The organism is Corynebacterium sp. CNJ-954, assembly GCF_001942345.1.
GTDB lineage: Bacteria > Actinomycetota > Actinomycetes > Mycobacteriales > Mycobacteriaceae > Corynebacterium.
Map to the genome: position 1 here is coordinate 44,663 of NZ_MKKI01000002.1, position 19,499 is coordinate 64,161.

Sequence of the window (19,499 nt, forward strand, 5' to 3'; positions counted from 1 at the left end):
CTTCCCATGTCGAATGAAATGTCTTGGGCGGCACGCGCCATCATCACCACCCCTGACGGCACGCGGCCCGCACCGAGACAACGTCGACGGTCCTTCTACGACCTGGCGAAGAACCTGATCCTGTGGATCTTCTACCTGCAGAACATCCGGGTCGAGATCGTCGGGGCGGACAATGTTCCCCTCAGCGGCGGGGTGATCCTCGCCCCGAACCACCGAGCCTACTACGACGTCATTCCCGTCAGTGGGCCACTCCAGCTCCGCGGCGACCGTAAACCGCGGTACATGCTGAAGAAGGAGGCGTTCGCGAACAGGTGGATCACGAAGCTGTTCGTCGAGTTGGGCGGCATCGCCGTCGACCGTACCCCGGGGAAGGGGAGGGAGTCGTTCTCCGCGGCAGTGGACGCACTGCAGGACGGCGAGGTCGTCGCGGTCTTCCCCCAGGGGACGATCCGGCATGACCGGGAGATCGGTGAGATGAAATCGGGTGCGGTGCGCATGGCGGCGCAGTCCGGTGCGGTGATCGTGCCGGTCGGGTGTTCCGGGACGCAGAAGCTCTGGACCCGGGGGGAGCGGCCCCGGTTGGGTGGGCGTCGGGTGACCGTGCATGTCGTGGTCGGCGAGCCCTTCACCGTGGACGGTGACGATCTTGACGCGGGGACTTCAGAGTTACGGGCCGGTCTGCAGTCTGCCAAGGACCTGGCCGATGAGGCGGCCGAGAGACGTGCCTACTCCGGAAGGTAGTCGTTGGTGGTGGCGTCGGCACCGTTGATCAGGGCATTGCTTCCCGTCGCCGCATCGAGCAGCCCGTTGTCGCGCATCCAGTCGGCGTAGTCCGACCACGCCTGCGGGTTCTGAACACCGAACGTGGTGTCGCCGTCGCTGTTGCCCTTCTTCAGGATCCCGATGGTCGCGTCGACCATCGCCGCCAGCAGGTCGGGGTCGTAGGCGCCCTCGGTCTCCGGGGTGAGCGCTTCGACGGCCAGGGACGCGTCCCGCATCGCGGCGTCGTGCCCCTCGGCGGTGGCTGCGAGGAAGCCGCGGACCCGTTCGGCGTAGGCGTCGTCGTCGGCGAGTCGGGTGGGGTTGGCGATGATCACCAGTTCGGCGGAGGACGGCACCCCCATCTCGGCGGCGGTCAGCGTGGTGATGTCGGTGCGTTGTGAGAGCTCGACGCCCTCGATATTGGGGTATGCACCGAAGATGGCGTCCACCTGGTCGCTGAGCAGTGCCTGGTTGAGGTTCTGCTGGACGTTGGGCATGGTGATCGACTCCGGGTCGATACCTGCCTTGTCCGCGATGTAGTTCAAGGTGACCTGCTGCGACGGCAGGCCCGAGACGGCGACGGACTTTCCGGCGAGGTCCGCAGGTGCGGTGATCCCGGAGCTGGTCTTGGTGATCAGCGAGTTCAGCGGTGTGGGGATCAGCGCCCCGACATTGACCACATCCAGCCCCTCGGCCCGGGCGAGGATGGTGTCGGTCTCGTAGCTGACCGCCATGTCCGCCCGTCCCAGCGAGACGTCCTTCGCGGCGTCGGCGGTGTTTCCGGGCAGCAGGAACTCCACGTCCAGACCGCGGTCGTCATAGGCGCCGGTGTGTTCGGCGGTGTAGAGGGACAGATGGTCGGGGTTCGGGTTCCAGTCCAGCAGGACGCGCGTGTGGCCGGTGTCGCCGTCCTCTGCGCCGCCGCAGGCGGCGAGCGAGAACGTGGTGGCGGCGGTCAGCAACACAGCGACAGAGCGGGTCAGGAGTTTCATCGGGAACCTTTCGCAGGACGTGAGGGGGTGGGGGACTGCCACGGGCAGCAGAGGCGTTCCAGGCCGGTGGCGGTCAGCAGGAGCGTGGCGGACATGACCGTCAGCACCACGACGAGAGCGAAGACGTAGTCCGTCTGCAGGCGGGGGATGGCCTGGAGCAGCAGGTACCCCACACCGTCGGTGGAACCGGTGTACTCCGAGAACACCGCGGCGACCGGCGCATAGGTCACCGCGACCCGGAGCCCGGCGAAGCCGGCGGGCAGGGAGGACGGGAACCGCAGCCGCCAGAACACCGAATGCCGGGTGCCGTGCAGGCTGCGCATGGTGTCGACGAGGCGTTGCTCAACGCTGCCGACACCTGACAGCAGGTTCATCGCCACCGGGAAGAAGCAGACGAGGGCCACCACGATCACCTTGGGCAGCATCCCGTAGCCCAGCGCGATCGTGAGGATCGGGCCGAGCACGATGGTGGGGATCGCCTGTGACGCCACCAGCAGTGGCGTCAGTGCACGTCCGAGCAGGGGCAGGTAGCCCGCCGCAACGGTGACGGCCAGGGCGACGGCCACGCCGCACAGGATGCCGAGCAGCGTTTCAGTCAGCGTGAGCCAGGTGGCGGGGGCCAACCGTCCAGCCCAGTTGTCCCGCAGTGCATCGAGGACAGATACCGGAGAGGGAAGGACGTAGTCTTCGATACGGGTTCCGGAGGTCGCCGCAACCCAGAGCAGCGCGATGAGGACCACGGTGACCAGGGGCGGGGCAATGGAGGAGAGCACACGTGTACTCACTGCCCACCTCCTGCGAGCTCCCGCAGCAGGTCCGACCGGGCCGCGGCGAAGTCTGGATCGGCGAGGACATCCTCCCGGGGACGGTCCCCACGGCGTCCGAACCATCCCGGCCACGTCTGGCGCACGCGGCCGTCCGCCAGGAGAACGACCCGGTGGGACAGGAGCAGGGCCTCGTCCACGTCATGGGTGACCATGATCATCGTGGTGGCCGCACCATGGGCACTATCCGTGGGCGGTTCGCTGAGCACGGTGTGGAGCCAGTCCTGGATTTCCGCACGGGTGATCGCGTCCAGTGCGCCGAGCGGTTCATCGGCGAGCAGGACTGGTTTCCCGGCGAGCAATGCCCTGGCCAGAGCGGCACGCTGGCGCATGCCGCCACTGAGCTGGTCGGGACGTCGACGGGCGTGGTGCTCCAGCCCGCACCAGGCCAGTACCTCGGCAGCCCGGGCGCGTGCGGCGCGTCGTCCCACACCACGGTTGCGCAGTGGAACGGCGACATTGTCACGGACGCTGAACCAGGGCAGCAGACTGTCGCCCTGGGGCATCAGAGCACAGTGGTTCAGCCGTGCGGAATCGGCGGTGTCGGCGGTGCCGGCGGGATCACTGAGGACGGTCACGCTGCCGTGATCTGGGGAGAGGAGACCGCCGATGAGATGCAGCAGCGTGGATTTCCCGCACCCGGAGCGACCGATGACGGCGACGTGCTCGCCGACGGGGACAGTGAGGTGGACGTCCTGCAGGACGGCAGGGGAGTTCGGGTAGGCGACGTCGACGCAGTCGACGGTCACCGCTGTGACAGGCGGCATGGGACATTCCTCCGCTCATGTGAATGAGGTCAGGTTCAGCGGGTGTGATCTCAGCCCCGGCGCAGCGCAGGTGCTGCGTGGCGGGACACCCCGTGTCTGTGGGTGGTCAGGTATTCAGTTGGTGAGGTGTTCTCTGGAGACATCATAGGGTATCGGCGTCGGGCGGAGGACTCAGCTGTGGGATCGACGCGAGGGAGGACAGACGACGCCGGGCGGTTCGCCCGATCCGCACGGTGAGCCGGGAGCTGATGTCGTCCACCAACCTCTGCGCGCGGTCCAGGTAGGCGGCACGCTCGAGGTCCGTGGACGCCCCGGCAGCATGGCGGATCAGTTTCACTGCCCGGTCCAGGTCGGTGGCGTCAGCGGTGGGCAGATGGGTGTGCCCGAGACGTCTGCCGTGGTCCTCACACTGCGTCCACCGTCGGGAAAGCTCGTTCACCGCCCTGTGGTATGCGTCGGCGTGACGAGGGTCTGCCGGCACGGCATTGGCCCGCAAGGCGTCTGCCCGGGCGCGGCATCATGGAATGCCGCGGTCTGGTCGACACTGACATCGGTCACGGCGGGGTAGCGCAGGATCAGCTCCGGGTTCATCTCATACTGCAGATACTGTTCCCTGATCCGGTCATGTTCGGTGAGGGCGGTGTCCCAGAGCAGGACGTGCGCGCGGTCGGGGCGTTTCCACGGCAGACGTCGACGGCCGCCTTGACGTACCGGTCGTGGTGATGCCGACTCGATGTCCGGGTGGCGCTCAGCAGCAACTGGTCGGGCGACGGAGGACGGGTTGTCGGCAAGGTACGTGCGGCACCAGTCCACCGGCATGACCTGTACGTCTCCCTCGGTTGACGGGAGGGCGGGGGTGACGAGGATGCTCGTCTGGCCTGTGGGCTCAACGTCGTTGACGACGGTGATGCGGTGGTGGGTGCAGGCTGTCCCCAGCGCCACCTCTCCGAAGGTCGGCGTGCCGGTGAACACCGCCACCACCTGCCCCACCTCGGGTGGTATCGGGAAAGCGGCCCAGACGAGGGTGCCGGTCACCGCATCATGGAGCTGACGGGCGCGGATGACTGGTGGAGGTACGGGTTCCGGCAGCTCCACGGGCGGCGGTCGCAGTGCGTCGACGTCGATACCGGGGACGGGACCACAGACTGTCACGAACGGTGCGAGCACCGTACGCAGATCGTCCGCCGATATCCGCCGGAACATGGTGAGGGGTCCGGTGGTTCGTGCGAGCATCGTCGCCACACAGACGGCGTGCAACACCCGTCTACGGTGGGAGCCCAGTGCCGCGGGCGGCAGGTTTCCCAGGGCTTCGTCGGCGAATTCGGGGGAGTGCTCGAGGCCCGGGCCGAGGCGGTGGACGTGGTCCAGGAGCTCAGGTGTCACGGCATCTGCGAGACGGCAGAGCCGCTGCGCCTCGAAGACGGACAGCTGCATCATCCGTAGGGTGAGGGCCAGCAACACCGGGTCCTTGACATGCCGGGACAGCGGGGGTGTGAAGCCGTCGTCGACCGCGGCACGGTAGTCTGCCACCGTCGGCGCAGGACAGAGTCGTTCCAGGCCGGAGGGTGCGGTCACCTCGACGCCGACAGGGCCGCGCCAGTCAATCACCGGGACGACCGGGATGAGCGGGTCCAGCGGGGTCGCGATGCCGGGAGCCGTGTCATCGTAGACGACCGGGACGTGCATGCCGTACCGGGGTGGACGGGGATCGACGACGAAGCGGGCGGGGTGCTCCGGACACCCCGGCGCCCACAACGTCTCGCCCCCGTCAGCGGGGTGACGATGCGTGAGGAATCCGCGGCGCAGCATCTTCCCAGCGTACGTGGTGAACTCAGGCGAAGATGGACAACCCGAACACGAAGAACACCATCAGGTGCGCTGCGCCGTGGAGAGCCGTGACCCGGCGCCCGGTGAACGTCGCCACCGACAGCATCAGCGTGACCGCCAGGAGGACCAGGTTCGTCGGCGACTCGAAGAGCTCGACCCGCTGGCCGGTGAGCATGCCGATGGTCAGTACCGCCGGGATCGTCAGACCCACCGTCGAGACCAGGGCTCCGTGGCAGAGGTTGCTGACCCGCTGGATTTCGCCCTGGTGGGCGGCCCGGATGGTGGTGAGTGTCTCGGGGAGGAAGACAACCATTGCGATGAGCACGCCGGAGAGCGCGACCGGTGCACCCGCGCGGGCCAGTCCGTCGTCCAGCAGGGTGGCCATGTCGTGGGACAGCAGCACGATGGGCAGGACCGTGAGAAGCAGGATGGCCGAACGGGTGAGGATCTCCCGGCGGTGGTCGACGAGGACGTCGCGAATGTCGGCACTCGGTGGGGAGGTTTCCTCCGGACGGGAGTCGACCTCCTGGAAGTCACCGCGCTGTGCCCCCATCTGACGGTAGAGGAAGAAGACGTAGAGCATCACCGTGAAGATGATGATCGGGATCTCCTGGGCGGTGGTGTAGGTGCCGTCTGAGCCGATGAGTCCTGGCATGACGAAAGCCATCGTCGTCAGTACGACCAGCACCGAGAGGTAGGCCGACGTCCCCGTGCGGTTCGGGAGCATGCCTCCGTGGCGGAAGCCTCCGACAATGAGCGCGACACCGATCACCAGGTTGAGGATGATCATCGACACGGCCATGACGGAGTCCCGGGCGATGGTGGTGTGGTCACCCGGGCCGAGCATGACCGCGGAGATCAGGATGACCTCGATGATGACGATCGACAGGGTGAGGATGAGGGTGCCGTAGGGGTCGCCGAGCCGGTGGGCCAGATGCTCCGCCTGGGCGACAACACCGAAAGCACAGAGGATGATGACGGTGATGATCCCGGCGAGAACTGCGGTCAGCACCGGTGTCGACAGAGTTCCGTGGAGCCACGGCCGGGCGAGGAGGGTTGCGACGAAGGTGCCCCAACCGAGGATGAGGCGAAAGATGACGGCGGAGGAGAAAGCGTCGCGCAGGGTAGCGGTGTGCCCTGCACGATCGGATGCACTGGTCATAGCTGTGTACCCGGATTTTCTGCGGGGTCGTCCCTGCTCAGGAGGCTACCGTACGGGTCGTCCCGCCGGTGTCGTGACGAAGCCATGGTACCACCGTCGGCACACCTCAGAACGGCAGGAACACCAGCAGCCATGCCAGCAGTGGTCCGATGACCACGACGACGCCGGAGTAGATGAGCATCTGGCGGAAGAACCGGTCACGGTGGGCGGCGTCGACGTTGGCCAGGACCATGGCACCGTTCGTGGAGAACGGTGAGACGTCCACGACCGTGGCCGCGATGGCGATCGCCGCGGCGGTCCCGGCGATCGGCAGGTCACCGCTGACGAGGAACGGTGCGGCCATGGTGATGGCGATACCGATCGTCGCGATCGACGACGCCAGTGCCGAGACGATCCCCGACAGGTAGCACAACAGCAGCAGCCCGATCAGCGGAGCTCCGAGGGAGGAGACCGCGTCGGAGATCACGTCGACCGTCCCCGCCGCCTCCAGAACCTCGATGTAGGTGATCATGCCGCCGACCAGGACGATCGTCGACCACGAGACATTGGACAGCGCGGTGTGGGAGGCGGTCGGTTTCAGGATGGCCAGACAGCCGCCGATGATCAGTGAGACGACACCGATGTTCAGGCCGAAGATTCCGGCCCCGACCACGAGTGCGGCGAGTCCCACCATCGTGGTGATCTGGTACGGGCTGACCCTGGTGCGCGTGGTGGTTCCGGCTTCCGCGGGGAGTCCCTCCGATTCGTCGGCGTCGATGAGATCCTGGTCGGCTCGCGCGCGGGCGCCGAAGAGATGGCGTCCACCCAGGAAGATGTAGACGATGATCCCCATCAGCACATTGAAACCCAGGGCCATGAGGAACAGTGTCCACTGGTGGTTTCCGAGATCGTTTGTGCGCAGGAAGTCGTTGACGTAGATGCCGTACACACTCAGCGGAGAAAGCAGTCCGGCCATGCCTCCGTGGACGACCATCATGCCCATCATGAGCTGGTTGATCCGGTAGCGGCGGGCGAACGGGATGGCGAGCGGGGAGATGACGCCGATGGCGAAGATCGCACCGATGGACATGAACGCCCCGGTCAGGGCGAAGAATATCCAGGGCATCACCGCGCGGTTTCCACGCACCGCCTTCATCGCCCAGTCGAGGATGATGTCGATGGTGCCGTTCTGCTGGGCGAAGCCGAACAGGTAGGTCAACCCCATCAGGGCGATCATCAGGTCGACAGGGAATCCCGCGAAGACCTGGTCAAAGACGCCGTCGGCACCACCGCCGGCGTCATCGCCGAAACCGGGGACGGCAAGACCGACGATGAATGCCCCGATAAGTCCCAGAATGCCGAGGTTGACATTACGTAATGTGCCGATGAGGAAGATCAGCACCAGGACAGTGATCGTCAGGACGTGCGGGCTCACGGTACTCCTTGGGAGAGACAAGTTCGCTGCCGGTGCCGGGGTGGGGCGGTTACCGCATGGGGTGGGCGGTGACCCGTTACCACGCCTGGCAGAGGCGGAGGACTCGACGCGACATGCCGTGGTGGGGCGTGCGACCGGAGTGATGGTACTCCTGGGCGCAAAACATCACTGTCGGTGGGTCGGGGGAATGGTGTGTCCGGGCTTTTCCGCCTGTTCGGGTCCCGGTTCGATCACGGCGCTGTACGCTGCTTTTTCATGACTCAACTGAATACGGGACGTACCGTACACCCCTCACTGTTGTTCTCTGGCGTCTCCGCTGTCGTTGCTGCCGTGGTGGCTCTCGGCGGTATCGCCGTCCCCGTCGCAGTGGCTGAATCGGCGACCCCGTCAGGCTGCCAGACCTACGTCCCCCGTGACGTGGAGGAGGAAGCTGCCTCCGTGTCAGGTCAGGACGGGGCAGAGACGTCGGTCGTGCAGGACGCTCCCGGAGCCCTCGAATGCCAGGTTCCGTCTCCTTCGATGGGACGCGACTTCTCGGTGATCGTCCGCCCGTCACTTTCCCCGCACAACGACAGGGTCGCGCTGTTCCTGGACGGCGGAGATTCCGGTGAGGTCAACGGCTGGGTTGAGAAGGCGGGCGCGGTCAACAAGCTCACCGACGTCGACATGACCCTCGTCTTCCCGGTCACCGATCCGTGGACGTGGTCACAGGACTGGGACGGTGGAGCGGAGTCCTCCGACGCCCAGTTCGAGACATTCCTGTCGAGCGAGCTCCCGGACTACCTGGAGACATCCTTCGACGTCCCGGGTGGTGGGCGGGGGACGACGGGTGTGGTCGGTCTCAGCGCCGGTGCCTACGGGACGTTGAATCTGGCGACGAAACACCCCGAGCAGTACAGCTCGGTGTACGCACTCAGCGGGATCTACGATCCGCAGTCGGCGGGCGGGCGGTTCGCCATCGATGCAACGTCGCGGTATCTCAGCGGTAGGGACCGGGCACCGTGGACGTCCGAGGCGAGCCGGGCTGCGAACAACCCGATGCGCAACCTGGACAAGCTCACCATGCCGACGATCGTCAACGTCTCCACCGGCATCGTCCACCCCGAAGAACTGGCGGGTAAGGATCCGGTCGCCGCATTCTTCGTCGGTGGACCGGTCGAGACCGGGACGTTCGTGATGACTGCCCAGCTGCAGGCCGAGGCCATCCGCCAGGGCATGGACAACATCGACTTCCGCTACGACATTCTCGGCGGGCACACCTGGCCCACCTGGCGGCGCGCGGCTTTCGACAACGGGACGATCCGGACCTTCCTCGAGCGGATCTGAGCCTAAGACCGGTCCCGACGGGCGTCACGACGGACAGCGGCGAGGGGTTCCTGGTCGGCGGTCAGTGACAGGACCTCGCGGGTGTCGTCCTCGAAGATGCAGGTCATCAGGTTCCTGGCTTCAGGTTCTTCGTCGACGATTCCGGGAAGTCCGAGGCCGAGGACGGTATTGATCAGCATCCCCTTGGCGAGGAACTCCTCGCATTGTGCATCCGTGAGCCCGACCTCGTCACGCAGGACACGGTATATGTCCAGCATGCCCGTCCTGGCCAACGGCCCGAAACGGGGATGGTGGCCGAGTGTGAAGAGATGCATCGTCGTCAGCAGGATGCCACGGTCGGCGACGAGATCGACGTATGCGCGTCCGAGGACCGACTGCATGTCGTCACCGGATGCGGGGGAGCGGGTGCCTGCCTCGCGGAACACCGCGGCGATGCGGTCGATCGCGCGGGACGCGGCCTCGGCGAAGAGATTCTCCTTCGAGCCGAAGGTGCGCACCACATAGGCCTGACTCACCCCGGCCGCGTCGGCGATTGCGTCGGTCGTTGCACCTGCATAGCCCCGTTCGCCGAAGACGACGCTTGCTGCGTCGAGCATCAGTTCGCGACGTTCGGTCGCGGGGATCCGTCGGGGTGCGGGTTTGTTCACATTGACAGGGTATCAGTTGATTACTTAGATTAGTTGTAATCAACTGATTACAACTAAGGACGCGTGATGGCTGACAGATCCCTGCAACGACAGGACCGGGCACGACGGCCGGTCTGGCTGGTGATGCTCGCCGTATCGCTGCCGATGTTCATGGCGGCACTCGACAACCTCGTGGTGACCAACGCACTACCCGTGATCCGCGAGGACCTCGGTGCCTCACTGGAAGCCTTGACGTGGACCGTCAACGCCTACACGCTCAGCTTTGCCTCCCTGATCCTGATGGCTTCGGCCCTGGCGGACAGGTTCGGGCGCCGGCGGATATTCATGGGCGGACTACTGGTGTTCACACTCGCCTCCCTCTGGTGCGGGTTCAGCGAGGACGTCGGAACACTCATCGCGGCCCGTGCACTCCAGGGAGCAGGGGGAGCGGCAGTCATGCCGTTGTCGCTGACCCTGCTGAGCACCTCGGTTCCTCCGCACATGCGCCCGGCGGCGATCGGCATCTGGGGCGGGGTGTCCGGTCTCGGTGTCGCATTGGGACCGATCATCGGAGGAGCGGTCGTCGAAGGCTTGAGTTGGCAGGCGATCTTCTGGCTCAACGTGCCCATCGGCCTGCTCTGCCTGCCGCTGGTCCGCTACGCGTTGCCGGAGTCGCACGGCCGTCCCGAGCGACTGGATGTCCTCGGTGTTCTTCTGGCCGCGGCCGGGATCTTCGCGCTCACCTTCGGCATCGTCCGAGGTAATGATGCCGGCTGGACCAGCGGCGAGATCGTAGTCCCGCTGGTGGGTGGCGCGGTACTTCTCCTCGCATTCATCGCCTGGGAGACCATGGCCCCCGCGCCGCTGCTGCCGCTGCGCCTCTTCCGGAACAGGAGTTTCGCCGCCGCGAACGTCATCGGCGTCGTCTTCTCTTTCGGGATCTTCGGCGCGGTGTTCCTCCTGATCCAGTTCCTGCAGCTCGTGCAAGGGGCCAGCCCGCTGCACGCGGGCATCATGACGATGCCCTGGACGCTCGCCCCACTGGTGGTGGCACCGTTGACCGGGCTGATCACCCCACGTACCGGGACACGCCCGGTCCTGATCGCCGGCCTGCTGTTGATGGCAGGTGGGCTGACCGGGATCGCGGTCCTTCTTGATCCCGCCGTCGAGTACCGGGTGCTTGTTCCGGCGTTCGTCGCTGCCGGGGTGGGGATGGGCCTGGTGTTCGCCCCGTTGGCGACAGCGACGCTCCATGGGGTCACACCAGACGACCAGGCGACGGCATCGGGTACGAACTCAACGGCGCGCGAACTCGGTATCGCACTGGGAATCGCCGTGCTCACCGCCGTGTTCACCGGATCGGGAGGTCAACTCACCCCCACCGGATTCACCGAGCCGGCTGTCCCCGCTGTTCTTGTCGGAGCAGGGGCCCTGGTGGTCGCGGCGTTGGCGGCCATGGTGATTCCACGGAACTCCGGCATGGTGACTGCCCAGGCGGACGCCCCCTGACCGTCCGTGTGCATAACATCACGGTGCCGGAACAGGACCCGTCTGCCTCCGGGGGTTGAACGTGTCGGCACATCAGGCGGACAATGGAGTGAGATCACCACGGACCGTTCATGGCCCCGGGTGGGTGAGCGCCCACGTCCGGGGTTTCTTTACGTGTCCATTCGTTCACGTCCTGTGAAGGAGTTTCCACTATGGGGGCAAAGGCGCAGCTGCCGTCCCGTCTCACCCGTCTTTCGCCGTCGCAGCTTGCGCAGCGCAAGCCCGTTCCGCGGCAGACGGAGATGGGGCGGCGACGACGGCCGATCGCCATGCTCGCTCTCGCGCTCGGCGGGTTCGGTATCGGGACCACAGAGTTCGTATCGATGGGCCTGCTCAACATCATCGCCGACGATTTCGGCATCAGTGAGGCCCAGGCGGGCCACATCGTCACCTCCTATGCCCTCGGCGTGGTGGTCGGCGCGCCGCTGATCACCACACTGACCGGACGTGTGCCGCGGCGTCGGTTGATCATCATCCTGATGGCGGCGTTCGTCATCGGCAATGCCATGAGCGTGATCGCCCAGGGCTACGGGATGCTGCTGGTGGCGAGGTTCATCGCCGGCTTGCCGCACGGGGCGTACTTCGCCGTCGCGAACCTGATCGCCGCGTCGATGGCCGATCCAGGGAAACGAGGGCAGGCGATAGCCCGCATTTCCCTGGGGCTGGCCACTGCCACGGTGATCGGTGTGCCGGTCGCCCAGTGGATCGGGCAACAGCTGGGCTGGAACAGTGCCTATGCGTTGGTTGCGGTCATCGGCCTTCTTTCGTTCGCTGGACTGTGGCACTCGATGCCCCACATGACCCTCATGCCGATGACCCGGCCGTCGACCGAGGTCGGTGCACTGGTGAACCCGCAGGTGCTCCTCTCCCTGGCGGCAGGTGCAATCGGCTTCGGCGGGATGTTCTGTGTGTACACCTACATCTCGTGGACGATGACTGAGCGCGCCGGGTTCCCGGAGAACCTCATGTGGTTCGTACTGATGGTCTACGGGGTCGGCATGGTGGTCGGTAACTGGATCGGTGGTCGGTTCGCCGATATCAACGTCGACGGAGCTGTGGTCGGTTCCCTGGTGACGATGATCGTCATGCTGGTGCTGTTCTACTTCGGGAGTACCGTCGCGCCGTTGGCGATCCTGCTGTTCGGACTGTTGTCGGTCGGTGGCGGAGTGTTGACGGTGAATATGCAGACCCGGTTCATGGACGTCGCCGGAGAAGCGCAGAACCTTGCCGCGGCGATGAACCAGTCGGCGTTCAACATCGCCAATGCTGCCGGTGCAGCTGTCGGTGGTGCGGTGATTGACGCTGGATTCAACTACTCGTACCCGGCGCTGGCCGGGGCGGCGCTGGCTGTCGGGGGTCTGGTCGTGTTCGTCCCGACGATGCTGCTGCGTCGACGTCACGTGGACCGTGCTGCGGCGTCCCCGGTGATGTCGTAGCGGTAGTGCAGGAGCGTCGTGGTGTCCCCGGACGGAGCACGGTCTGCCGATCGTTCGACGAGGGTGAAGCCTGCTCGCGTCAGGATGTGCCGGGAGGCGGTGTTCGCTGGCACGGTCCGCGCTGTCAGTTGTGACAGGCCGCTACGACGGACGAATGACGCCGCCAGATCCAGGGCTTCGGTTGTCCGGCCCGTTCCGCGGTGCGCCGGATGGAGCCAGAATCCCACCTCGGCATGGTCATCCGTGACGTCGAAGAGAACAAGACTGCCGCAGAAGTTGTCGGTGGGGACGTCGGCGATAGTCAGGACGGCAAGGTCGCCGCGGGCCAGGCCGGGGACGGCCTCGTCGCGGACCATGGCCCTGACGGATTCGGGGGTGTAGGTAGGTTCCGGCAGGTGACCGTACTGGCGGACGGCGACGTCTTTGGTGCCCTCGGCGAATGCTTGCGCATCTCTGCCGGCGAGCAGTCGGAGACGGATGCCAGTGCCCTCGAGGGGGAGGAGTGAGCTGTCGAGCATTCTACAAAGCTAACATAGCTAGTTTAGAAACGTCGTCGAGATCGGGCTCATGGTCTTGCTGCTTGCGCTGAGAGGGCTGCGAGTCCGGCAGCGACAATTGCTTCAGCGTTGACGGTGTGTCGGGCATGGAGTCGGGAGTAGGTCGGAGCGATTTCGGGATCAACGGCGGCTGTGCGCTCGTTGTCCACCATGGGGGAGGCGTTGGCGCTGCCGACAACGAAGTTCGAGAGCATGTAGGCGGACCCGAGCGGGTCGGTGGCTCCGACGTTATCGAGCAGGACACACATCCGTTCCGACAGGCGGAGATAATTCGGGCCGCGGGGAGCCCGCATGCCGATGACTTGACAGGCCCACCGGTGTCGCACCAGGTGGTGGTAGTAGGTGAGCATCAGTGGCTGGATGGAATCGCCCTCCAGTGCCGCGGATATCTCGGGGTCGCTCCCGAGTGTCTCGTCCAGTGCGAGATCGAAGAGATCGTCCACCGACTCAATACGTGAGTAGAGACTCGGTGCGGCGACGTCGAGTTCTTTCGCGACCGCCCGGACCGTCAGTGCGCGTAGCCCGCCGGCGTCGAGGAGTGTGGCGGCGGCGCGGGCGATGTCCTGCTCCGTGATGGTCCGCGTGCGTTGGACGGGCTTGCGGTGCTCCCAGTAATTCACGCCCACCAGCCTATCGGGTGGGCGTCGCCAGCTAAGCGACCTATGTTAGGTTTGTGTACATGTCTATGGATGACCATTCGCTGACCGTCCTGACCACGGACCGACTCCGCCTCCGACTGCACACACCCGGTGACGCCGGTGCCTTGCTGCGGATCTACTCGCAGAAAGACGTGGCCCGGTACCTGTTGGATGACCCCTGGACCGAGGAAGACGCGGCCCGCCACGTTGCGGACCGGTGCGTCAAGACCGGGATGGACGGCGACAGTGGAGCTCTCGCCGTGGTCATCGAACGGGAAGGACAGGCAGTGGGCGACGTCCTGCTCTGGTGGACTGACCGGGAACACCGTGTCGCCGAGATCGGGTGGGTCCTGGATCCTGCGTACGGCGGGCGGGGACTGGCCCGCGAAGCGGTCAGTGCCGTCCTCGACCTGGCGTTCCGGCGTCACCAGATGCACCGCGTCGCGGCACAGATGGACGCACGTAACTACTCGTCGGCGAAGTTGGCTGCGGCGATCGGAATGACCCGTGAGGCCCATCTCCGCCAGGACTGGTGGAACAAGGAGGAGTGGACCGACACGGTCATCTACGGCATCCTTGCCGAGGATCGTGTCCATCGCCACTGATGGCCGTAGGTACCGGCAATCGACGCAGTGGCACGGCCCCGAGTACCGCGAGAATCCCGGCGGCGATCACCATTGCGGTGGTGAAGCCTGCGTGTTCAACGGCGACGCCGGTCACCAGTGGGCCACCGGCGAGTCCTACGGCGTAGGCGAGGGTGTAGAGGGAGAACGAGCCACCCAGCGTCGGTGGTTGTGCACGGAATCCCTGTTCGCTGATCAGTGTGGTTGCCGGGGCGTGGAGGAGGGCAGCGGACAGGCCGAGCAGGCCCATGCCGGTCGCTGTCTGCCACAGTTCGGTCGAAAAACCGATCGTGAGGAGCGAGGCGACGACGACCGCGATTCCGAGACCGATGAGGATGCGCGACGACACCGAAGCCACCAGGCCACCGACGATCGGATTGGCGATGACGCCGGTGAGGGCGGCGAGCCCGAACAGCAGGCCGATGGTCAGCGCACTGGCGTTCAGGTGGACAGGCAGGACAGGTTCGACCCCCGCCATCACGGCCGCACCGATCACGATGGCCACCACGATGGACACCGAACCGGGAACCCGGAGTACCGCGAGCGGGCCGGAGGTGTCGTCTGCGACCCGGGGTGAGTCCTTGATCAGGATGATCCGGAGTAGGCCGTCGATCAGTGCGACGGTGGCAGCGAACAGGAACGGTGAGGCGGTGCCGAAATGCTCGACCATGACACCGGCCAGAGGCGGGCCGATGAGTACTCCGACGGTGATCATGGAGATCGCGATGCCCATCTGCTGGCCGCGCTTCTCGAAGGTGGTCGTCGCAGCGATAAGTGACAGGGCGCCGACCCAGGACATGCCGCCGGATACCCCTTGGGCGGTCCGCGCGAGCAGCAGCAACCAGTACGGGCCACCGGTGGCGAACAGCAGGGTGGCGGTGGCAAGGCCGACCATGCCGATCAGCAAGGGGGTTTTCGGTCCGTACCGGTCGACGAAGCGTCCGGCGACGAGGGCTGAGACCACGACGGCCACCGCATAGGAGGCGAACAGGACGCCGGTCCACGTGGGGCCCGCGTCGACCACGCTGGGCAGCAGGGGGAGGACGGGCACCGCGAGTCCGACGACGAGATTGTCGGTGAAGAGCGCGATCGAGGCGACGATCAGCGCACGGGTTGATGAGGTGCCCCGCTGGGACGGGGAGGGATCATGAACAGTCATGATGAATCGGTGTTCCTTAGGTGTTGAGCAACCCCCTCACCAGAGCCGACATTGCTGCGTCCAGGTCATCGGGGTGTGGGAGATCGTGTGGTCGGGTCACCGCGGTGACGGTGAGGCCCTGGAGAAGGGTGAGAACCATGCCTGCGACCGTTTCCGTGGACGGTGCTGTCTGCAGGACGACGGCGTCTGCGATGCGGTCCTTCCATGCATCCAGTGCGTGGGTTTTGGCGTCACCGCGGTCAGTTGCCTGTGGGGCCACGAGGACCGTGGTGGAAGCCAGTGCCCTGAACTGGTCGTCTCTCTGCAGTAGCGTGACGTAGCCCGTGAGGAGGTCGGTCAGCCACTGGATGGAGTCCTTGACAGTGGGATTCTCGGGGAGGTCGTCGGTGAAGAGCCGGTTTCCGTAGGTGCGCCATCCCCACTCGAGCGCGGCGGACAGCAGGTCAGTCTTGGATCGGAAGTGATGGTTGAGTGCCCCGCGTGTGACGCCGGCACGTTCGGCGATGTGCTCGAACGTTGCCCCCCTCCACCCCTTCGATTCGAAGGACATCAACGCCGCCTGCAGCAGCGACAGACGCGTCTTCTCCGCGTCCTCAGCTGTTCGTCTCATACATACAAACTAGCATGTATGTAAAAGGCGTCAAGTCGACTCCGCGCGGCCACCCGGCCTTCGGTGCGGGAGTTAGGATTACCTCATGTCGGAAATGTTTGTCGTCGGTGCGGAGCCTGCGTCACCGGAACAGGGCCAGCAGTACGCGAGCTACTACGCCAGCATCGCCACGGAGCCGTTGGATCCTCCTCCGGTGACGGGAGAACTGCCGGCGGCTCACAGGTACGCGCTACGTCAGGACGTCGGCGATGGCGTCGTCGACGTCCTGCAGACCCCCGCACATCTCCGTGTTGTGCGGTATGACACGTGTTTCAGGGTGCCTCACCACCTTGGCTACAGTTTCGGCGCCGATCGCTTTGAACTGGAAATATGCCTCGGTGGGCGGATGGAGATCGAGGAACGCCGGGCAGGTAGGGGAGAGGTGACCTCCGGTCGGGTGTCTGTGTCCCCGCCCCGTGAGACCCGCGGTGTGGTGTCCTTCCCCGCCGGAGAACGCTATCGCGCGGTGTCGGTGTCCGGACGGCTCCGGGACTTCGCATCGTGCCTGGGGTCGTTGGCACCGGATGAGTACCGCGGCATGCTGAACCGGGCTTCCCGGGACTCCGACGGCCACTACCTCGGAGCCGTACCACGGCAGAAGAAGCTGCTCGACGGCGGGCGGGAGATCTATCACTGGCTCAGCGAGGTATGCGACACTCCCCGTGCCCCCGGCCCCGGTGACATGCTCCGTCTGGAGGCGCAGGTGATGTCGGCTCTGAGCCTTCTTCTCCCCGAGAACGAGGGACTGCATGCCGAATGCTCTCCACGGATGGACGAGTTCGAGAGGGCCAAGATCCGGAGGATCCCGGACCTGCTCTGGACGCTTCGCCATGACCTGCCGACGATTCCGCAGTTGGCGCGGCGACTGTGCATGTCACCGAAACGTCTCGGCGGTCTCCACTACGAGGAATTCGGCACGACGATCATCGAGGGGCACCGTCGACGTTGCATCGATCAGGCTGCGGACCTCCTCGACAGGACGGACTGGACGGTCGAACATATCGCCCATGAGTGCGGGTACGTCTCCGCATCGAACTTCATCTACGCGTTCCGCCGTCGACGGGGGTGTACTCCCGGCACGTACCGGAGTCACGCGCTCCATACAGTCAGGGATGCTGCTCCACACCCGTGACGACCTCCCTCCGTCACGATTGCTCCATGAGATGTGGACATGGAGTTTCCGAGAGTGAGGGCAGCGCGGCCGACCCGGGGTGGCGTCGCTGGATGCCACTGGTGCTGGCCAGCGTCGCAACTTTTCTGCTGATCGCCTACACCACCGTCGTCACCGTCGCCGTACCGGCCGTCGCGACCGATCTCGATGTGGGTTTCGGGACCTTGCAGTGGGTGATCGACGTCTACACCATCGCTCTGGCCGCGCTACTTGTTCCGGTCGGAAGTCTCAGCGACAGGGTCGACCGCAGGACGTTACTGGCGACGGGTTTCGGTCTCTTCGCGTTCTCCTCGTTGATCTGTGCGACGGCCGGCGGCACCACGGTCCTGACGGTGGGACGGTGCGCTCAGGGCATCGCTGCCGCGATGATGTTCGCAACGACGTTGCCCCTCGTGGAGTCGTCGTACACCGGCCGCGCCAGGACCGTCGCGTTCAGCATATGGGGTGCGGTGTCCGGTCTCGCGGCAGCGGCCGGCAACGTCATCGGGGGATTGCTCTCAGTCTTCGGTTGGCGTGCGATATTCGTGATGGCCGTCCCTGTGACGTCGGTTGCCGCTGTGCTCTCCCTGCGGGTGCTTCCTCGCCAGCCGACTCACCGACCCGGCCCTGTGGACATGGTCGGGATGGTGCTGTTCTCACTCGGGGTCGGGGACATGGTGGTGACGGCCCTGCTTCTGGCTGACGGCGCGGCCGGGTGGCAGATCGCCGCTGGGACGGTGCTGTGCCTGATATCCGCTGTGTGGTTCGTTGTCCATGAACGACGGGCGGATACTCCGGTCTTCCCGCGGACCATGGTCGCGCGTCCGGGTTTCATCGCCGCAGTGCTGGTGGCACTTGCCTACTACTGTGCGTCTTTCGGGCCGCTTCCGGTGCTGTCTCAGTGGTTGCAGGAGGAAGCGGGGCAGGCGGCAGTCGGAACGGCGCTCACGCTCTCGATTCAACCGGTCCTTTTCTTCGCGGTCTCCGCGGTGTTGGGACCTCGACTGGGGGTGGTGGACAGGAGGATTCCTTTCCTGTGGGGGTTGCTTCTGTGTGGTGCCGGATGTGCCGCATTTCTCCTGGTGACGGTGGTTCCGGGATGGTCAGCACTGTTACCCGCGATGAGCCTGACCGGCGTGGGTGCGGGACTGATCTCTCCGGTCCTGCCCGCTGCGGCGATGTCGGATATGTCTTCTGACCAGACAGGGGTCGCATCCACGACCATGAATGCGGCGAGACAGCTCGGAATCAGCCTTGGAGTGGCAGGGTGCGCACTGACAGTGCGGGTCAGTCGGGAGGCGGGCCATGGGTGGGGATTCGGAGTGAGCGCGGTAGGGGTTGTCGCCGGCCTGCTGTGTTTCGCTACGGCAGGGGCGGTCGGGTGGATTCTCCGGCACCGGTCCGGTGTCTCAGCCGGGCTTCCGCCAGGTCAGCAGGTAGCGCCAGAACAGTAACCGGCGCACCCGGGCGCCGGGGAGAAGAGCAGCTGCTGTCTCGGCGACCTCACGGGTGGTCAACGTCGGCGACAGGTTCACCGGCATGACGTCATCCGCGGGGTCAGTAGCATACGGGTTCCGGAACCCCAGTGACTGCCTGACGAGGAAGAACCCCCCGAGTGCGTGGTGAGCGGCGGTTGCCGCGAGCTCAATCGGCCACTCCCGCCGGAGGTCGGTCTTCGGCAATGCGATGACCGCGAGCACCCCTCCGGGACGCAGTGCATCGCTGAGCACGGGCAGTGCATCCGCCAGGTCCATGTGGTGCAGTGCGCTGACCGAGACGACAGCATCATAGGTATCCGGCGAGGGAGGCGACTCCAGTACATCTGCGACAGTGCACGTCACGTTATCCGGGACGCGGCGCCGTGCACGGTCGATCATCCGGAGATCCCGGTCGAGGGCATCCACACGGGTCACATGTTCGGCGGCCTTGGCTGCGAACATGCCGGAACCACAACCGACGTCCAGCACCCGGTCGCAGTCCTCCGGCAACTGCCGGAGGAGCAGGCGGTGGTAGTAGGCGTTGTGGTCCCAGGGAAACAT

Annotated in this window: 20 protein-coding genes and 1 riboswitch; of the genes, 7 read left to right on the forward strand and 13 right to left on the reverse strand. The window is 65.6% G+C overall.

Translation table 11 applies throughout. The features are described from left to right. Positions 1 to 6 precede the first annotated feature (6 nt). Positions 7 to 741 (forward strand): 1-acyl-sn-glycerol-3-phosphate acyltransferase, encoded by a 735-nt coding sequence (locus tag BJF89_RS00975; RefSeq protein WP_083650415.1) that lies wholly within the window; start codon positions 7 to 9, stop codon positions 739 to 741. On the opposite strand, the gene BJF89_RS00980 is transcribed toward BJF89_RS00975, so the two are convergent. The 7 genes from BJF89_RS00980 to BJF89_RS01010 all read right to left on the reverse strand — a co-directional run bounded on the left by BJF89_RS00980 (position 726) and on the right by BJF89_RS01010 (position 7,748). Then, the gene (locus BJF89_RS00980) at positions 726 to 1,754 is read right to left on the reverse strand and encodes an ABC transporter substrate-binding protein (RefSeq protein ID WP_075811459.1); all 1,029 of its coding nucleotides are present in this window, start codon (positions 1,752 to 1,754) and stop codon (positions 726 to 728) included. The genes BJF89_RS00975 and BJF89_RS00980 overlap by 16 nt on opposite strands. Then, positions 1,751 to 2,539 carry an ABC transporter permease gene (locus BJF89_RS00985; protein WP_075811461.1) on the reverse strand — a complete coding sequence of 263 codons (789 nt, stop codon included), beginning with the start codon at positions 2,537 to 2,539 and terminating at the stop codon, positions 1,751 to 1,753. The genes BJF89_RS00980 and BJF89_RS00985 overlap by 4 nt, the downstream gene beginning before the upstream one ends. Next, positions 2,536 to 3,345 (reverse strand): ABC transporter ATP-binding protein, encoded by an 810-nt coding sequence (locus BJF89_RS00990; protein WP_075811463.1) that lies wholly within the window; start codon positions 3,343 to 3,345, stop codon positions 2,536 to 2,538. Before BJF89_RS00990 ends, BJF89_RS00985 begins: the two co-directional genes overlap by 4 nt. Next, positions 3,335 to 3,448: riboswitch (TPP riboswitch) on the reverse strand. Its footprint overlaps the gene before it by 11 nt. 39 nt (positions 3,449 to 3,487) lie before the next feature. Further along, positions 3,488 to 3,784, reverse strand: a complete 297-nt coding sequence (locus BJF89_RS00995) for a hypothetical protein (RefSeq protein ID WP_075811465.1) — start codon at positions 3,782 to 3,784, stop codon at positions 3,488 to 3,490. Next, on the reverse strand, positions 3,781 to 5,154 hold the full coding sequence (locus BJF89_RS01000; protein WP_075811467.1) for a hypothetical protein: 1,374 nt from the start codon (positions 5,152 to 5,154) through the stop codon (positions 3,781 to 3,783). Before BJF89_RS01000 ends, BJF89_RS00995 begins: the two co-directional genes overlap by 4 nt. Positions 5,155 to 5,176: 22 nt before the next feature. After that, positions 5,177 to 6,334, reverse strand: a complete 1,158-nt coding sequence (locus tag BJF89_RS01005) for a calcium:proton antiporter (RefSeq protein ID WP_075811469.1) — start codon at positions 6,332 to 6,334, stop codon at positions 5,177 to 5,179. Positions 6,335 to 6,440: 106 nt separating this feature from the next. Beyond that, on the reverse strand, positions 6,441 to 7,748 hold the full coding sequence (locus tag BJF89_RS01010; RefSeq protein ID WP_075811471.1) for an SLC13 family permease: 1,308 nt from the start codon (positions 7,746 to 7,748) through the stop codon (positions 6,441 to 6,443). A gap of 255 nt (positions 7,749 to 8,003) precedes the next feature. Here BJF89_RS01010 and BJF89_RS01015 point away from each other — a divergent pair, with 255 nt between their 5' ends. After that, positions 8,004 to 9,074, forward strand: a complete 1,071-nt coding sequence (locus tag BJF89_RS01015) for an alpha/beta hydrolase family protein (RefSeq protein ID WP_139311828.1) — start codon at positions 8,004 to 8,006, stop codon at positions 9,072 to 9,074. A gap of 2 nt (positions 9,075 to 9,076) precedes the next feature. On the opposite strand, the gene BJF89_RS01020 is transcribed toward BJF89_RS01015, so the two are convergent. Continuing rightward, positions 9,077 to 9,721: a TetR/AcrR family transcriptional regulator gene (locus BJF89_RS01020; RefSeq protein WP_255372436.1), complete on the reverse strand. Its 645-nt coding sequence runs from the start codon at positions 9,719 to 9,721 to the stop codon at positions 9,077 to 9,079. A gap of 66 nt (positions 9,722 to 9,787) precedes the next feature. On the opposite strand from BJF89_RS01020, the gene BJF89_RS01025 reads away from it, so the two are divergent. Both BJF89_RS01025 and BJF89_RS01030 read left to right on the forward strand, forming a co-directional pair. Further along, a complete protein-coding gene (locus tag BJF89_RS01025; protein ID WP_075811475.1) occupies positions 9,788 to 11,209 on the forward strand; it encodes a DHA2 family efflux MFS transporter permease subunit in 1,422 nt (473 codons plus the stop codon). A gap of 191 nt (positions 11,210 to 11,400) precedes the next feature. Further along, a complete protein-coding gene (locus BJF89_RS01030; RefSeq protein WP_255372437.1) occupies positions 11,401 to 12,684 on the forward strand; it encodes an MFS transporter in 1,284 nt (427 codons plus the stop codon). On the opposite strand, the gene BJF89_RS01035 is transcribed toward BJF89_RS01030, so the two are convergent. Further along, positions 12,645 to 13,202, reverse strand: coding sequence for a GNAT family N-acetyltransferase (locus tag BJF89_RS01035; RefSeq protein ID WP_075811477.1), 558 nt, complete (start codon positions 13,200 to 13,202; stop codon positions 12,645 to 12,647). The genes BJF89_RS01030 and BJF89_RS01035 overlap by 40 nt on opposite strands. A 47-nt stretch (positions 13,203 to 13,249) precedes the next feature. Further along, on the reverse strand, positions 13,250 to 13,861 hold the full coding sequence (locus BJF89_RS01040; protein WP_083650417.1) for a TetR/AcrR family transcriptional regulator: 612 nt from the start codon (positions 13,859 to 13,861) through the stop codon (positions 13,250 to 13,252). Positions 13,862 to 13,920: 59 nt separating this feature from the next. On the opposite strand from BJF89_RS01040, the gene BJF89_RS01045 reads away from it, so the two are divergent. Next, positions 13,921 to 14,484: a GNAT family N-acetyltransferase gene (locus BJF89_RS01045; protein ID WP_255372438.1), complete on the forward strand. Its 564-nt coding sequence runs from the start codon at positions 13,921 to 13,923 to the stop codon at positions 14,482 to 14,484. Here the strand turns inward: BJF89_RS01045 and BJF89_RS01050 are convergent. Beyond that, complete coding sequence (locus BJF89_RS01050; protein WP_075811481.1) at positions 14,441 to 15,661, reverse strand: MFS transporter; 1,221 nt, start codon at positions 15,659 to 15,661, stop codon at positions 14,441 to 14,443. The genes BJF89_RS01045 and BJF89_RS01050 overlap by 44 nt on opposite strands. A 16-nt stretch (positions 15,662 to 15,677) precedes the next feature. After that, positions 15,678 to 16,271: a TetR/AcrR family transcriptional regulator gene (locus BJF89_RS01055; RefSeq protein WP_075811483.1), complete on the reverse strand. Its 594-nt coding sequence runs from the start codon at positions 16,269 to 16,271 to the stop codon at positions 15,678 to 15,680. A gap of 85 nt (positions 16,272 to 16,356) precedes the next feature. Here BJF89_RS01055 and BJF89_RS01060 point away from each other — a divergent pair, with 85 nt between their 5' ends. Both BJF89_RS01060 and BJF89_RS01065 read left to right on the forward strand, forming a co-directional pair. Next, entirely contained in the window at positions 16,357 to 17,442 is a 1,086-nt protein-coding gene (locus BJF89_RS01060; RefSeq protein WP_075811485.1) for a helix-turn-helix transcriptional regulator, read from the forward strand. A gap of 26 nt (positions 17,443 to 17,468) precedes the next feature. Then, positions 17,469 to 18,914, forward strand: a complete 1,446-nt coding sequence (locus BJF89_RS01065; protein WP_083650418.1) for an MFS transporter — start codon at positions 17,469 to 17,471, stop codon at positions 18,912 to 18,914. Here the strand turns inward: BJF89_RS01065 and BJF89_RS01070 are convergent. Next, positions 18,870 to 19,499, reverse strand: coding sequence for a bifunctional 2-polyprenyl-6-hydroxyphenol methylase/3-demethylubiquinol 3-O-methyltransferase UbiG (locus BJF89_RS01070; RefSeq protein WP_075811489.1), 630 nt, complete (start codon positions 19,497 to 19,499; stop codon positions 18,870 to 18,872). The two genes, BJF89_RS01065 and BJF89_RS01070, sit on opposite strands and share 45 nt — an antisense overlap.